General features: G+C 46.0%; 18 protein-coding genes. 2 read left to right on the forward strand and 16 right to left on the reverse strand.

Annotated elements, in window-relative coordinates; genetic code table 11:
* From J2T16_RS21255 to J2T16_RS21280, 6 genes are all read right to left on the reverse strand, one after another.
* The gene (locus J2T16_RS21255) at positions 1-2,874 is read right to left on the reverse strand and encodes a 2-oxoglutarate dehydrogenase E1 component (RefSeq protein WP_221786834.1); all 2,874 of its coding nucleotides are present in this window, start codon (positions 2,872-2,874) and stop codon (positions 1-3) included.
* 719 nt (positions 2,875-3,593) lie between these two features.
* Entirely contained in the window at positions 3,594-3,836 is a 243-nt protein-coding gene (locus J2T16_RS21260) for an NUDIX domain-containing protein (RefSeq protein ID WP_312027573.1), read from the reverse strand.
* Positions 3,837-3,889: 53 nt separating this feature from the next.
* Positions 3,890-4,375, reverse strand: coding sequence for a GNAT family N-acetyltransferase (locus J2T16_RS21265; protein WP_090922159.1), 486 nt, complete (start codon positions 4,373-4,375; stop codon positions 3,890-3,892).
* A gap of 152 nt (positions 4,376-4,527) precedes the next feature.
* Positions 4,528-4,962, reverse strand: coding sequence for a GNAT family N-acetyltransferase (locus J2T16_RS21270; RefSeq protein WP_499019177.1), 435 nt, complete (start codon positions 4,960-4,962; stop codon positions 4,528-4,530).
* A 174-nt stretch (positions 4,963-5,136) separates the two neighbouring features.
* Complete coding sequence (locus J2T16_RS21275) at positions 5,137-5,619, reverse strand: 8-oxo-dGTP diphosphatase (protein WP_090922157.1); 483 nt, start codon at positions 5,617-5,619, stop codon at positions 5,137-5,139.
* 179 nt (positions 5,620-5,798) lie between these two features.
* A complete protein-coding gene (locus J2T16_RS21280; protein ID WP_221786835.1) occupies positions 5,799-6,587 on the reverse strand; it encodes a DUF3891 family protein in 789 nt (262 codons plus the stop codon).
* Between the two features lie 226 nt (positions 6,588-6,813).
* Between J2T16_RS21280 and coaA the strand changes: the two genes are divergently transcribed.
* A complete protein-coding gene (gene coaA / locus J2T16_RS21285; protein WP_090922153.1) occupies positions 6,814-7,743 on the forward strand; it encodes a type I pantothenate kinase in 930 nt (309 codons plus the stop codon).
* Between the two features lie 25 nt (positions 7,744-7,768).
* Positions 7,769-8,131: a DUF423 domain-containing protein gene (locus J2T16_RS21290; RefSeq protein WP_499019178.1), complete on the forward strand. Its 363-nt coding sequence runs from the start codon at positions 7,769-7,771 to the stop codon at positions 8,129-8,131.
* A gap of 75 nt (positions 8,132-8,206) precedes the next feature.
* Here J2T16_RS21290 and J2T16_RS21295 read toward each other — a convergent pair whose 3' ends face one another.
* The 10 genes from J2T16_RS21295 to J2T16_RS21340 all read right to left on the reverse strand — a co-directional run bounded on the left by J2T16_RS21295 (position 8,207) and on the right by J2T16_RS21340 (position 13,953).
* Positions 8,207-8,782, reverse strand: a complete 576-nt coding sequence (locus tag J2T16_RS21295) for a histidine phosphatase family protein (protein WP_499019179.1) — start codon at positions 8,780-8,782, stop codon at positions 8,207-8,209.
* 24 nt (positions 8,783-8,806) lie between these two features.
* Positions 8,807-9,604: a glutamate racemase gene (murI, locus tag J2T16_RS21300; RefSeq protein ID WP_499019181.1), complete on the reverse strand. Its 798-nt coding sequence runs from the start codon at positions 9,602-9,604 to the stop codon at positions 8,807-8,809.
* Positions 9,605-9,685: 81 nt separating this feature from the next.
* Positions 9,686-10,084: a hypothetical protein gene (locus tag J2T16_RS21305; RefSeq protein ID WP_499019182.1), complete on the reverse strand. Its 399-nt coding sequence runs from the start codon at positions 10,082-10,084 to the stop codon at positions 9,686-9,688.
* 12 nt (positions 10,085-10,096) lie between these two features.
* Positions 10,097-10,549 carry a hypothetical protein gene (locus J2T16_RS21310; protein WP_499019183.1) on the reverse strand — a complete coding sequence of 151 codons (453 nt, stop codon included), beginning with the start codon at positions 10,547-10,549 and terminating at the stop codon, positions 10,097-10,099.
* On the reverse strand, positions 10,546-10,701 hold the full coding sequence (locus J2T16_RS21315) for a hypothetical protein (protein WP_499019184.1): 156 nt from the start codon (positions 10,699-10,701) through the stop codon (positions 10,546-10,548). The genes J2T16_RS21310 and J2T16_RS21315 overlap by 4 nt, the downstream gene beginning before the upstream one ends.
* 13 nt (positions 10,702-10,714) lie before the next feature.
* A complete protein-coding gene (locus J2T16_RS21320) occupies positions 10,715-10,927 on the reverse strand; it encodes a hypothetical protein (RefSeq protein WP_318283219.1) in 213 nt (70 codons plus the stop codon).
* A 226-nt stretch (positions 10,928-11,153) separates the two neighbouring features.
* Positions 11,154-12,032: a serine/threonine-protein kinase gene (locus J2T16_RS21325; RefSeq protein ID WP_499019185.1), complete on the reverse strand. Its 879-nt coding sequence runs from the start codon at positions 12,030-12,032 to the stop codon at positions 11,154-11,156.
* A 24-nt stretch (positions 12,033-12,056) separates the two neighbouring features.
* Positions 12,057-12,611, reverse strand: coding sequence for a GNAT family N-acetyltransferase (locus J2T16_RS21330; protein ID WP_499019188.1), 555 nt, complete (start codon positions 12,609-12,611; stop codon positions 12,057-12,059).
* A 111-nt stretch (positions 12,612-12,722) separates the two neighbouring features.
* Positions 12,723-12,866, reverse strand: coding sequence for a hypothetical protein (locus tag J2T16_RS21335; protein WP_499019190.1), 144 nt, complete (start codon positions 12,864-12,866; stop codon positions 12,723-12,725).
* A 76-nt stretch (positions 12,867-12,942) separates the two neighbouring features.
* Complete coding sequence (locus J2T16_RS21340; protein ID WP_499019192.1) at positions 12,943-13,953, reverse strand: SDR family oxidoreductase; 1,011 nt, start codon at positions 13,951-13,953, stop codon at positions 12,943-12,945.
* Between the last annotated feature and the right edge of the window lie 144 nt (positions 13,954-14,097).

The raw sequence follows: 14,097 nt of genomic DNA on the forward strand, positions 1-14,097 counted from the left end.
TTACCTCCCCAGTGGAATATTATTCTTCGCCGTTTGTTTCAACGCTGCTGTAATAATCAATTGTTGCTCCATGCTATGCACAAGCTGGTAACCGCTGGAAGGACTTGCATGTTCCGGACGGCCTTCATATCTCACGGTAGTGCCTTCAGGCGCGATCTCGCGAAGACGAGGCTCCATATATGTCCATGCACCCATATTTTTGTTCTCTTCCTGCACCCATACCAGCTCTTTTAATTGGCTGAAACGTGCGAGTACACGTTTGATCTCTTCTGCTGGGAACGGATAGAGTTGCTCGACACGAATGATGTGAAGCCAGGAATAATCGCCCTTCTCCTTTTCAATCGCATCTTCCAGATCAATAGCAACTTTACCACTGCACAAAATAATGCGTTCTACCCGATCCGGTTTTGTGCCCAGACCCGGTTGCTCCAGCACAAGTTCGAATTTACCTTCACTAAATTCCACAGCTGGTGATGCAACACGCGGATTACGAATCAAGCTTTTTGGTGACATCATCACAAGTGGGCGTGCATCTTCTGTCTCGGTTAAAGAAGCTTGACGACGCAACAGGTGGAAGTACTGTGAAGCACTCGACAGATTAACCACAGTCATATTGTCTTCCGCACACAATTGCAGGAAACGTTCCAGACGTGCGCTCGTATGTTCTGGCCCTTGGCCTTCGTTAGCGTGTGGCAACAACATAACCAGACTCGATTTTTGAGACCATTTTGCACGCCCTGCTGATATGAACTGGTCGAAAATGACCTGTGCACAATTTGCAAAATCACCAAATTGTGCTTCCCAGATTACGAGTGTATCCGGTGAGTACACGTTGTATCCATATTCAAAACCAACGACAGACTCTTCTGACAATGGGCTATTATAGATCGCAAACGATGCTTTTGCTTGTGGCAGATGATGCAACGGACAGAATTTATCACCATTCGTAGCATCATGCAACACAAGGTTACGATGAGCGAAGGTTGCACGCTCGGCATCTTGACCACTGATTCGGATCGGCTTGCCATCTGCCAATATCGTCGCAAATGCCAGCGTTTCTGCAAGGCTCCAGTCTACTTTTTCCCCTTCATTAAGAGCCGTACTCCGGCGTTGCAAAATCCGTTGCAATTTTGGATAAACATTAAAAGTCTCTGGCCATTTCAGAAGATCGGCATTAATGCTGCGCAATTGCTCCAAAGGCACCGCTGTTGGCGTAATTGTGACTGCCTCGGACTCACTGATGTTGCGCTGATAGTATTCATGCACTTCATTTTTCTTCATCTGATCGTAGGCTTCTTTTAAGCGATCTGCTACGCCATCACGTACACTTGCGATGAACGCATCATCAATGACCGATTCCTTCTTAAGCATATCCTGATACAGATGACTGACTGTTGGGTGATTCTTCACCTTGTCATACACGAGCGGCTGCGTCGTTTCGGGATCATCTGTTTCGTTATGACCATAACGACGATATCCGATAAGGTCAATCAGGAAATCTTTCTTGAAACGGTTGCGATATTCCGCTGCCATGCGAATTGCCGCAATACAAGCATCTGGGTTATCTGCATTGACATGCACAATCGGAATCTCATAACCTTTGGCAAGGTCACTTGCATAATAAGTTGAACGCGAGTCACTGCTGTCCGTAGTGAAACCAAGACGGTTATTCACAATGATGTGAATCGTTCCGCCATTCTGGTATCCTGGCAATGCCTTGAAGTTCAGCGTTTCGGCCACAATACCTTCTCCCGGGAATGCCGCATCCCCGTGCATCAGAATCGTCGCTGCTTTGGTTACATCCTGCTTCGGATAACCTGGTTCACGGCGATCATCCTGAGCTGCACGTGCAAAACCTTGCACAACCGGATTGACGTATTCCAGATGGCTAGGGTTGTTGGCGAGTGTCAGGCGAGCCTGCACAGTCTCCCCGTCTTTTACAAAACGGTTCGCGCCCATATGGTATTTGACATCCCCCGTCCAACCATAATTGATTCCGGTTGAACCTTCTGATGGAACCAAGTCTTTGTTCGGGGCATGATGGAATTCAGAGAAAATTTTGCTGTACGGCTTGCCCAGGACATGAGCGAGCACGTTCAGACGTCCGCGGTGAGCCATCCCCATCAAAATATGACTGGAGCCTGCTTCTGCCATAAGGCGGACTGCTTCATCCAGCATAGGAACAAGTACATCGTTCCCTTCAATGGAGAAACGTTTCTGTCCAACAAACGTTTTGTGCAGGAAATCTTCAAATTGCTCAGCTTCAACCAAACGTTCCAACAACGCTGTACGTTCTTGTTGCGTAAGCGGGGCCGGAGATGTGCGGGATTCCGCACGACGATTCAACCACTCGCGTTCTTGTACTTCATGCACATGGCTGAATTCGTAAGCGATCGGACCTGTATAGATTTGACGAAGACGTTGAATTGCATCCCAGCCAGTCGTTGTCTGACCGTCTGCACCTTCCCAGATCAGCGACGCAGGCAGTGCTTTCAAATCTTCCTCATTTAATTGAAAATGCTTAGGCTCCAGCAAAGACGTATCTGTTGCTTCACTGATTCCAAGTGGATCAATATCTGCAGCCAGATGGCCATACGTACGGATGTTCCATACAAGCTTGCCTGCTGTAACCGCTTTCTGCAATAGTTGAATATCTACATTTCCAGAAGCAATTTGACCATTCCCGCTATTCGAAAGAGTCTCTGCACCCTTGCCAGACATTGGCGGTGCTCCCCATTGCTCGAACAATTCACGATAGGCCGGTGTCACTGCACCTGGATCTTGGGTGAATAATTCATACTGTTCTTGTACGTATCCCATATTGGGACCATAGTAACTCTCCCAGGGTTTCATGTTGCCTTTCTCGATCGTCATCGACGTTCCCTCCGTCTTGATTTTGTCATAGGGTTTGACGGAAATCATTGAATAAGCTGTAATTCGCGTTCGTTCAACATTTTAAGCGAAATTTTTCATGAAGTCCAATCATCGTGCTGTTCGTGGTAATAACGTTGTTCCGACGCTCCCGTCAAAGGTTTGTCTGCGTTTTCAAAATCAAAGTAATACAATGATTAGTTCTACCGTCGCACAGATGTCGAATAATGTCCTGATCCGTTCGAAGGTTATACGTTCTTCCCCGTTTCCAAAGAAGTTCGTGTTCTAATCTCTATTCTATAAACTTTTACGCTCAGGAGCATTTCCTATTTTTAGCTCAATTGATGCATAAATTAGATGAATCGAATAATTGGTGCAATTCAAGGCAAGCCAGAAACGCTGGATTCGACCAAATCCAGATCTGATGTCCGTATATACCTCCTTAATAAGAATTGTGGTCCATTCTGTCCAAAAACAAACCGTCCATTTAAACATTAACCAATTCAAATGTCATTCAACAAGAAATTGGATTTTTCAGAATGAACCCTGACAATATACAACATAGAATAAAGCCGCTCGAATGCAAATCCCGGCGGCTTCCTGACTGATGGTCCTATCTTTCCTTCTGGGAAAGATTCATCATATATTGTGCAAAGGGCGTTAATTGCAGATCTTTCACTTGCTCTAATGTAAACCACGCTGCTCCCAGCGAGTCTTCACCATCAGGATTTCTTTTGATCTGTTCCAGCGGATTGTGAGGAACGAATGGACCATTGCAAAGGAATGATCCCTGTTTCCTCATCAAACTCTCGTTTCAATGCAGTTTCCGGTGACTCCCCGAATTCCATTCTTCCACCGGGCAAATCCCATTTTCCGTAGTATGGCCCACGAGCCTTCTGGATCAGCAGATAGAATTGTTCCCACACAGCCAGTCCATATACACCAACATGCGTATGCGTGTTCACATTTGCGCCCTACCCTTCCCTTACTTCGAAATTTCAGTTTCTTCACTTCTGCTCTACTTCTTCTCCTCGTCTGTGATGTCATTCAGGTCAACGGACAGGCGAATCATATCTACACAGCGGATGCCGTCCTCGATTATCTCTTCCTCATAATGTCTCACAAAAAAGTCCCGGTCCACGCCGGTTATCCGAAATCCACAGCGCTGGTACAGCTTCAATTGATGAAAGCTTGAATTGCCCGTTCCGATCTCCAATATACGACAACCTAGCCTTCTTGCCGCCTCCATCGCTTCCTTAATCATGTGTTTGCCAACACCCTGTCCTTGCAGTTCCTCCTGTACCGCGATGTTCACAATCTCTGCTGTCTCTGGACGAGTCTTAAGTAATACAAACTCTCCTACCATCTCTCCTTCATACTCTGCTATAAAACAAACACCTCTGCTGAGATATTCGTCTACAATCGTTTTTGAAGGATCTGCCATCAATAAAAGTTCATACGGTTTTTCTTCATCCCAGTCCAATATTCGGAACGACAAGTTCATGCCAATCCCCCACCTTTTCACATCCATATTATTCTTTTCCATGCCGTTTGCAGAAGCCTATGTATGGCAAATCTACAAATTACTCATTCTGAAGCTCCCAGTCTCCTCATGATCCTGTTATTCCTGATGTTTCTGCTGTCTCGAAATCTATGTTAGTCGTTCTGTTTGTTGTCTATGTGTCCTGCTTGATTGGAGTAATGGCGAATGGACATCCCCGTCGATCTCTGCATTCCTTGTTTTTCATAAAACGTCTGGACATCTGGATCACACAAGAGATCGATCATATATAGCCCCTGTAGACGCTGAAGCATGCGCTGTGTGAGTTCACTTACGATCCCTTGACCTTTATACTCCGGCAGTACTTCCAGCAAAGGAACATATGCACTAAGTACTCCATCCGAGATCGCTTGAATAAAACCGACGACATTCCCGGTTTGCTCATCGATCGCAAGTTCAATCGCATACGACTGCTCTAGCAATTTCAGAAATGTTGAAGGTGATGGCGGGTTCGGCCAACCGTCAAAGAACCCGCCAGTTAATTGCTCACTACCAATTCCATCCAGCTTATCTCGAAATACGATTCCCATCGCTTGCACCTCCAAAACAAAGTAAATTCCATTATATCATAATATCTGGAACTAAATATATAGATATGGATATGATGTGATCGTTGCTATTCAGTCAGGCTCCTCTGCACGATAGACCTCTTCTTTCACCTTATCCCAGACATTTTCGAAGTAAGTCAGAAACATGGTCACAGTCTAATCACTATATGTCTTGAACGTCTCTTGCAAGGTTCGTCCGCTCGACTTCTCCCAAACTACACTTCGTTCAAATGTACCTGAGTTAAAAAATCGCGGGAACCGCTCTGCAAACCAGTCTTGCATCGGCAATTCCAATGCCTGTTTCAAGGGTACCCATACTAACTCCCCCTCCGGCGGGTCGGTAAGAAGTTCGCCTTCATATGAAGTCACCAGATAATTAAACACCATATATCTTAACCCTTGCTCAGGATCACAGAACTCATCCAGCCCTTTATATGTAATTTGCTTGGCCCAAAGTCCTGTCTCTTCACGAACTTCACGGATGGCCCCGTCCACGATACTTTCGGGGAACTCCACTTTACCGCCAGGAGCAATGTACCCCGGAAACCCTTTATGACTCGGCCGGTTCATCAGCAAAACCTGATCGCTAACCGGGTTCCACACCATGCTCATCGTATAAATCTCAACCTGATAATTCATGTTCAGCCTCCCAAGATGCGCTTTTCTTACGTTGTTACTAAACATTTCTGGAAATCATACGTTTATTCCTGCTAGACTTTGTTCCATATCAAAGACGGACGCCCGTAATATCAGATGCCCGCCTTTTGATCACGTATATTTGTGGTTTTCGTTAAATTAGAGGTACGCTTAAGCTTAAATTAGGATACAGTTGTAATCCATATCTGGCGTTTCTTCCAGTCCGCCCGGCGATATGCCTGTAACATCCCAAACTTGCGGATGCTGGCCTTGGGTATCACTTTATAAGACATCGTCACTTCGAACTCCTCATCAAATGGGAAAAAGGATAACGCCACCTTTTCGCCTGACACCCACTCAACTTGGACATTGGAACTTGGACAGGTGTCAAAACTACAGCCGAGCCCTTCTGCAAAAAAATCATAACGCGCCGTAGGTGTGCCTGGCTCTTCCATACATAAAAAGAGACTAAGCTGGTCACAGAACAGCATGATCTCTACATCGTTTTTCAGCCGCACTTCCAGTTCTGAAGCATTAACGCCCAGTTCTTTCTTCCAACTCTCCTGCTGTAGTTGCTCTTCTTGCAAATACTGCCTGATGTCATCATCATCCTCAGAATTTGCCCCCAGCGTTTTTTGAAACAACTCTGTATACATCAGGCTACATAGTAAACCCGCATAAGGATTCTGCTGCCTTACTTCTTCGATTCCCTTGCGGTAAAACACAAAACGCGGTCTCAGCGGGAAATCACGAAAGGAGTACGGAATTTGACTATAATCGTTCCATAAAGGAGCGGCATCCAAGTCAATCCAGCCCCGGTCATGCTCCTTCGCCGCGAGAATCAGGTCATCCCGATGCGAGCCGTGGGGAAGCCACTTCTTTTTCCAATGTGCAGCCATATCTCCAGCGACAATTCCATGCTCATGCTGTGCGGTCAAAACAAAATCATGCTCTCTCTCATATACGATCATTTGCTGTCACCCTTCCGCATGGTTTACGTTTACATTTACGTTGACTTTAACATAATTTGGGTTACACTTTCTTATAAGCTGCCTTTCATCCTACAGTTAAGCTATCTTATCCCGGTATTTATAACATTTCGGATTAAGCAGAGCATGTAAAGGTGTTGTCAGTTCGCTGAAATTTGGTACACTTGATTGTGTCTTCGATTACATTACATACAGAAAGCGGGATCTCATGAATTTATACTCACCTTACATCGAGTTTAACCGCAAAGAATGGGCCGGACTCAAAGAACATCAGGTCACTCTTCCGCTGACGGAAGCTGAACTGGAACAATTAAAGGGCTTGAACGAAGAAGTATCCATTCAGGAAGTTGAGGATGTTTATTTGCCCCTAACCCACTTCATTGACCTATATGCAAGAGCATCAAGAGAGCTTGATCGCCTAACGGCCTCTTTTATGAAAAAAGAAACGCTTCACACCCCCTATATTATCGGGATCGGGGGCAGTGTTGCCGTGGGAAAAAGCACAGCAGCCCGCTTGCTTCAGGCGTTACTTGCCAGAGGCAAAAACAAACCCAAGGTCGATCTGGTCACCACGGACGGCTTTTTATATCCCAATGCGGTGTTGCAAGAAAAAGGCATCATGAACCGCAAAGGTTTTCCTGAAAGTTATGATATTAAATCACTCATTAAGTTCATGGGTGATGTAAAATCAGGCAAGCCTGAAGTACAAGCACCGGTCTATTCACATCTGGCCTACGACGTAATCCAGGGGGAAGAGAAAACGATCTGCCAGCCGGATATTCTGATTATTGAAGGCATCAACGTATTACAAGTGAAGCGGGAGACTCCATTACTTGTAAGTGATTTCTTTGACTTCTCCATCTACATTGATGCAGAGGAAGAACACATTCGTCACTGGTACGTCGAACGTTTCAAGTTGCTCCGTCAGACCGCTTTTCAGAACAAGGATTCTTTCTTCCATCAGCGGTTCGCCAATATTAACGAAGAGGAAACCATTGAGACAGCCAATCAGATCTGGCAGGACATTAATGCAAAAAATCTGCATGAAAACATTTTACCAACCAAAGGACGTGCACGGTTAATTTTGAAAAAAGAAGCCGATCACTCCATTCAACAGATTCAATTGCGCAAGTTGTAACCTGATTAAAAGGAGAGAAAATAACATGCAAACCCTCGTGGTTCTCGGCAGCATTATGATGTTTCTGGCCGTTGTACTCGGTGCCTTCGGGGCACATGCGCTCAAACGCAAGTTATCCGCTGACATGATCAAAATCTATGAGACCGGTGTCCAGTATCATATTGCTCACGGACTCGGCATCATCCTGCTTGGACTGTTCGCAGACAGATTAACCTCTACATCCCTTGTTGTGACCTCGGGATGGCTCTTGTTTGCCGGAATCATCCTGTTCTCAGGAAGTCTCTATACATTGAGTGTTACAGGTGTTCGCAAGTGGGGAGCCGTCACACCCATAGGTGGTGTAGCCTTCCTTGCCGGCTGGATAACATTGCTGTTCGCAGCTCTTTAAGAAAAACAAACGCGTAACAAATATATGGAGTGTCCTGGCTGAATGAACATGCGATGCCGGGATGCTCTTTTTTGTTCAATCCAGCCACAGTCTGGAAATGGCAGGTTGTTTCCCCTCCTCATATTCCTCTTCACTCGTAGACTCCTGCTCCCGTTTTAGAACATATACATCAGGATTCGAAAGCTTGGCCCACTCCGCATAACCAAAGGATGGATCATAATAACGAATGATTAGGGACAACAGGTTGCCATGCGTAACAACAGCTCCATGACGCTCCGGTCTGCGCCAACATTCCTTCAGCAGCGCCAAAGCTCTGGCAGCTGCGACTCTGGAAGATTCTCCGCCCTCTGCTGCCCAATCTTCATCCTCATATGTACGTTTAAGCACATCCATCCAGTCTGGCAGATCCCTTGTACTCAGCACTCTTTCCTGCAAGCGCTCATCGGTATGAATGTGCTGCTCTATCGCTGCACCCAAAGGCATTGCAGTCTGTACGGCTCTTTTCCATGGACTGGATACGATATAAGAGATTCCATGACCAGACAATACATCTGCCAATTTTCCAGCCTGACTGCATCCCTCATCCGTCAGACCTGCGTATGGCTCCTGTCCTTCGGCTTTTGCGTGACGTATCAGGTAAATCGACTCCATTACTGACACCTCCCATAGTCTAGTCTACAATACGTTGTCGCTTAGATATTGAAGTGCTACACGCATCTTATTATGATCTTCCGTTCGACCCGATGAACTGAAAAAGGACACATTCCCTGCCTGCACCTGCCCTGTGTTTCCAGCTTGCTGCTGTGCACCAAGTTCAAGTCTTTGACTCAAATGACTTACCGTACCCACGCTACCATCAACAATCCGGATATGATCTGGTAGCATCTTACGCAGAATAGCTGTATAGAACGGGTAATGCGTACAGCCCATCACCACGGTACCGTATTGTTCCAGGTCCAGGCCTGCTAGCTTGGAGCGGAAGTATGCTGTTATTTTGACCGGATCAAACTCCAGCTGCTCACACCACTCCACCAGTTCAGGCAGCGCAAGGGAATCGACCCGATGCTCATCATCCACACGAGAGACCAATTCGTTATACTTCGTTTGACTCAGTGTCAAAGCCGTAGCAAACACTAGCACGCGCTTGCCGTTGTCCCTATTCATCTCGACGGCCGGTTTGACCGCCGGTTCCATACCGATAACAGGAATGTTATACATGGAACGCAGATCATTCACCGCTAAGCTGGTTGCCGTATTACACGCAATCACGATTGCATCTACTTGTTCCCGTACAATCGCCTCCACGCAAGCAAAAATATAACGACGAACCTCGTTCGCCGGCTTGGTTCCATAAGGGACATGTAATGTATCTGCATAATATAAATAGGATTCTTCCGGAAACTGCTGCAAAGCGGTATGCAGTACCGTTAATCCACCGATGCCTGAATCAAAAAAAGCAATCTTTTTCGTCAAAGATGTCACCTCTATAACGTATTCTTTCGGTTCTGAGGACCGTAAATGTACTGCTCATGCTGACTGGAGGTGAAGGTAATGTTAATCGGATTGATCTGCTGCGATCATGTTATATTGCCTCAACCAGTCTTTACCACTGTCCCAGTCTTGCACTGGATTGTCTTCTCCCAATAGTTCAGCACTGGCCCGAGCCATGATCCACTCTTTCAAACCATTATCCGGGCTAGAATCAAGCTGATTTAATAAGAAATTCAGACCTTCTGATCCCGTTTGTAGAATAGCATCATATACGTCCTGATTGCCCGCAATATAATCATTTGGATTGCTGCTGGCAGCCAGAACAGGCTCGTTGACCATCGTATTCAAACTTTGTTTAATCGTTTCTGCTGCGGAACGATTATCCGCTGTAACAGTACATGCAGATAAAGCTATAGCTGTGCATAAGGAGAGTACGCTCGTCATAAACCATTTACGTTTCATTACAGCCCCCCATTATAGAAGGTTTTCTTCGAATAGAGACTTTCCTTGTACCATCCAGTATCGTTCCTTCTCTGGTACCCTCTCCAAAAACTCCTTGTAACTCCCGATCCAGCCATCCGGCATGTAATGCTCAAAGGAGGCAGGCTCCGGGAACATCGAGAAGAATAGCCGCTTATCGAAATCGACAAGAAAGGACGGCACATACTTCAGCCATTCATCACCGACAAGATGGGCTTCACGAAATTGATGAAGCGCACTCCTCAGTTCAGACGCGCTTACCTGCTCCTCCTGAATGGCTTGTAAGAACACAGCCGCCGTCTCCTCATTCAATACATCGATACCAAACCGTTCTTCCATCTCTATATTTAAAAACCAATACTCCCGTTCGGTGACGTACCAGCGCCACACGCCCTGAAACCAAACGCCAACAATGGTATTTTCAGCATAGACAGGTTCTGTTTTCATCGCTCTATCTCCTGGCGCAAATTCTGCCCTTGCTTCACTGCAAAGGTAATACATGCCGCAAAGCTGTCATCATAATTATACTTGTCCCGATCAATACGGATATGCGCTTCAATGACATATTCTAGGTCTTTTTGTATGAAAGTACGAATCATACGATTTGCTCTCCTATTCCATCCAACGATGAAGTAACTTTTCCCCTTCACTTCTCCGGCCAGCAGCCTGCTGCTCCAGAAATTCGGGAACTTCTCGCAGTTCAGTTGGACGATATCCGGCTCCGCATCCACAGTTATGATAAGTAACACCATTCTGGTATAACGTCATGACTTTGGTCCACTGCTTAATATCCGTTTGCTTGGGTGCTTGAAAATCATGTCCCATATTCACCATAACCTCCGCACATTGTGGACATTTATGTTCAAGTCGCGCTGCGGTTTCCTTACTTAGATCATACGGTGATACTTGTTTATAAGACTTACGGCAGTTAAAACATGCATATATTTCTTTATAAGGTCCAGACATGGCATATCGGCACATCTTCCATCAAGCCTCCTTGTCATTTTCCATTATACGGGTTTTTATACATGGTTACGAATCTACTTTTACATTACTTGTGCATAACCTCTTTCCAAGCCAAGCACAAATCCGCCACAGATGTGAACCGCTGGAACCGATCCGGATTTACCGCACGAAGGGCAACTTCATATAATGCTTCTCCAGCATCCCAACGTTCCTGGGAGCGATCAAGTTCTCCCCCAAGCAGTGCAAAGGCCATAGCGCCCATGTTAAACACATTCGTGACAGCATCTATTGACGCACCAAGTTCAAATTCCTCCGGAGACATAAAGCGGGATGAACCCCACATCCGTCCCATCGTATTCGTGAATGTCCCTGCACGGTATAGATCAATATCACAGATGTGAATCTCGTCCGTAGCAAAATCATAAATCAGACTGCCGTCGTAGAAGTCTACAGCCACATATCCTTTGCGCTCCGCTTCAATATGAAAGTCCAGAATGCGCTCCATGGCTTGAATTCGCGTCTGTACCGGAAGTTGTCTGAACTGAACATAAGGTGAGCGTGGATCTTCGTACTTGGCTGGAGGCGGGAAAGACCAGTGCGAATGCAAACACTCTCCCTCCACCCAATCAAACACACAAGCGTAACCGTTGTCAGTCGCAAAATGGTCTATTAACCGAATCAGACTGTCATGTGCCAAATCTTCATAGATCAAGACGGAAGACTGCAAATGACGTATAGCTTCCTCCGGGTCTGCCATATCATTGGCCTGAAGAGTACGTGCCCCCGCATACTTCACAAATTGCTTTTGACCATCCTCCTGCACTAAACCGAATGAAATATTGCCGGAGTCCTGTTGATCAAATACACAAAAGACAGTACCCAGCGGGGTCAGCCAGTCGAAGGCATGTTTTTCTTTTAACATAAATGATACACCATCTATTTCATGAACAACCTGATCGGTCATAGAACTGCTCCTCTTGCCTATAGATTAGATGTTTTTATCTACACTTTTGTTGTAAAAATACGTCATGTGCGCTTCATCATACCCTTGGCCGCCCACTTCTAGCGCATTGCGTTCGATGCCGTAGGTTTCAAATCCATGCCGCTCATACAACCGTTTTGCTGGACTATTTGTAGTCACTACACTTAGATTAATTTGCTTCATAGTCTCCAGATGTTTACCCCGTTCCAGAACCTCGGATAACAGCTGGGAAGCCAGTCCATTCCCCCTATGAGCTGGTGATACATAGACACCCCAGATAAATCCTTTATGCCTGAGCTTTAGACCATATTCTCTTTTGAAACCCATCATGCCCGCAAGCATGCCATCAGGTGTGAATGCACCAAGAATGTAATCATCAGGCTCATTATGTATTCGCTCTTTCACCTCACTGATGGATAACTGGCTGGACAACTCGTATGAAGCGCCAAAGGCTTCGGGATGCGTCCGTAGCGCTTCAAGCCGCAGAGGCCAGTACAGATCCGATTCGTCCCGTTGAATATTACGTAGCATATACCTTTCTTTGAAAGCATCTGAACTCATCCCTCATCCACTCCTTACATGTCAAGAAATATCAGGTCAATCACAATACAATCACTTTCTTACTCTGAGCACCCTTATTTCAGTTTATCCGTTCTGCTTCGCCTACCGATCTCAGCTCTGGTTCTGACTGTCGCGTCGATCACGGTCACGTTCCATCGCTTCTTGAACCCGGTCACGGGCCGGGAGTTTGCTGTTGATATGCAGGAGTAGTCCTGTAATGATCATGAGCAACGCAATGACAATCACTTCAAACATTGATCAGACCTCCATTTTCACTTGGAAAAGATGATGATTCTGCTTCATGTATGGTCGTATAATCACTTATTCCCCACTATTGCAGACCACGGGCAATCAGCCACTCCAGCCATTTCCACGGCAACAACGCCTTTGCAATAATAAGAACCCGTGAACCTTTGCCCAGTGCATAGCGCAACCTTGGTGAACGCATGCGTGCAATACGTCCGATTAGATCAGCGACCTCTTGCGGATCAGGAGCAGTCTCACTGGCATGTTTCGAATAACGCAGAACCGCATCCAACTTATGTTTATAAGCCGAATCCTCATTCCGGTGAATCTCACCGAGACCTTTGTTCCAGATGGGCGTGCGATAGGCTCCTGGCTCCACCAATACGACCCGTATTCCAAATGAAGACATCTCATGGCGCAGACTTTCTGTGAATCCTTCCACAGCAAATTTTGATGCAGCGTATGGGGCATATCCCGGAAAACCGGATAGGCCGCTTACACTCGAAAGATTAACAATCAGCCCGCGTTTCTGTTGACGCATGACAGGCAGAACCGCTCGGGTCACACCGATAAGTCCAAACAGGTTTGTTTCCATCTGGCGCCGCCAGTCCTCCATCGACACTTCCTCAATAAATCCGCCTACAGCAAAACCAGCATTATTCACCAGCACATCGATTTGTCCATATTGCTGAAGCACCGTATCCACAGCGGTTTGTACAGATTCCGAATCTGTCACATCAAGCTGTACATAATGAATCCGCTCGGTCACTCCTGCTTCCTCGGCACGATTCGCAAGTTCTCCCTTGCGACTTAGATCACGCATTGTAGCCATAACACGATACCCTTGCTTGGCAAGAGTGATGGCAGTCAGCATCCCAAAACCGCTGGAGGTACCTGTAATGAGAGCTACAGGAGGTTGTTCCCCCGGCTGGCTTGATCTGGTTACATTTGCATGAGCTGATTGAAATAATTCCGTTGTTTTTTCCGCTCCTGATGTAACCTTGCCATCCACAGGTTTTGGCGAATCCTCTCCTATTTTATAAGCCCACACGGTCACATTATCACCTACTTTCATGATCGTTCGATTCATTTTCAACTATATAAGTTGAACTAAAGATTTTACACAGTCCACTCCGATGACAGAAGAACCTGGAGAGTAGCTGTTATCCCCAGATTTTTTCTGTCCTCTTCGTTAACGTGTAAAAGAATAGTTCAACTTATATAGTACGTGTAGACTCTG

This window comes from Paenibacillus intestini, from assembly GCF_030803945.1.
In the GTDB taxonomy this organism is placed as follows: Bacteria; Bacillota; Bacilli; order Paenibacillales; family Paenibacillaceae; genus Paenibacillus; species Paenibacillus polysaccharolyticus.

What these genes read in the sequence shown, in the direction of transcription:
- J2T16_RS21255 (WP_221786834.1), bottom strand. Translation starts at nt 2,874, where the DNA reads ATGACGATCGAGAAAGGCAACATGAAACCCTGGGAGAGTTACTATGGT.
- J2T16_RS21265 (WP_090922159.1), bottom strand. Translation starts at nt 4,375, where the DNA reads ATGAACTTGTCGTTCCGAATATTGGACTGGGATGAAGAAAAACCGTAT.
- J2T16_RS21270 (WP_499019177.1), bottom strand. Translation starts at nt 4,962, where the DNA reads ATGGGAATCGTATTTCGAGATAAGCTGGATGGAATTGGTAGTGAGCAA.
- J2T16_RS21275 (WP_090922157.1), bottom strand. Translation starts at nt 5,619, where the DNA reads ATGAATTATCAGGTTGAGATTTATACGATGAGCATGGTGTGGAACCCG.
- J2T16_RS21280 (WP_221786835.1), bottom strand. Translation starts at nt 6,587, where the DNA reads ATGATCGTATATGAGAGAGAGCATGATTTTGTTTTGACCGCACAGCAT.
- coaA (WP_090922153.1), top strand. Translation starts at nt 6,814, where the DNA reads ATGAATTTATACTCACCTTACATCGAGTTTAACCGCAAAGAATGGGCC.
- J2T16_RS21290 (WP_499019178.1), top strand. Translation starts at nt 7,769, where the DNA reads ATGCAAACCCTCGTGGTTCTCGGCAGCATTATGATGTTTCTGGCCGTT.
- J2T16_RS21295 (WP_499019179.1), bottom strand. Translation starts at nt 8,782, where the DNA reads ATGGAGTCGATTTACCTGATACGTCACGCAAAAGCCGAAGGACAGGAG.
- J2T16_RS21305 (WP_499019182.1), bottom strand. Translation starts at nt 10,084, where the DNA reads ATGAAACGTAAATGGTTTATGACGAGCGTACTCTCCTTATGCACAGCT.
- J2T16_RS21310 (WP_499019183.1), bottom strand. Translation starts at nt 10,549, where the DNA reads ATGAAAACAGAACCTGTCTATGCTGAAAATACCATTGTTGGCGTTTGG.
- J2T16_RS21315 (WP_499019184.1), bottom strand. Translation starts at nt 10,701, where the DNA reads ATGATTCGTACTTTCATACAAAAAGACCTAGAATATGTCATTGAAGCG.
- J2T16_RS21320 (WP_318283219.1), bottom strand. Translation starts at nt 10,927, where the DNA reads ATGGGACATGATTTTCAAGCACCCAAGCAAACGGATATTAAGCAGTGG.
- J2T16_RS21325 (WP_499019185.1), bottom strand. Translation starts at nt 12,032, where the DNA reads ATGACCGATCAGGTTGTTCATGAAATAGATGGTGTATCATTTATGTTA.
- J2T16_RS21330 (WP_499019188.1), bottom strand. Translation starts at nt 12,611, where the DNA reads ATGAGTTCAGATGCTTTCAAAGAAAGGTATATGCTACGTAATATTCAA.
- J2T16_RS21335 (WP_499019190.1), bottom strand. Translation starts at nt 12,866, where the DNA reads ATGTTTGAAGTGATTGTCATTGCGTTGCTCATGATCATTACAGGACTA.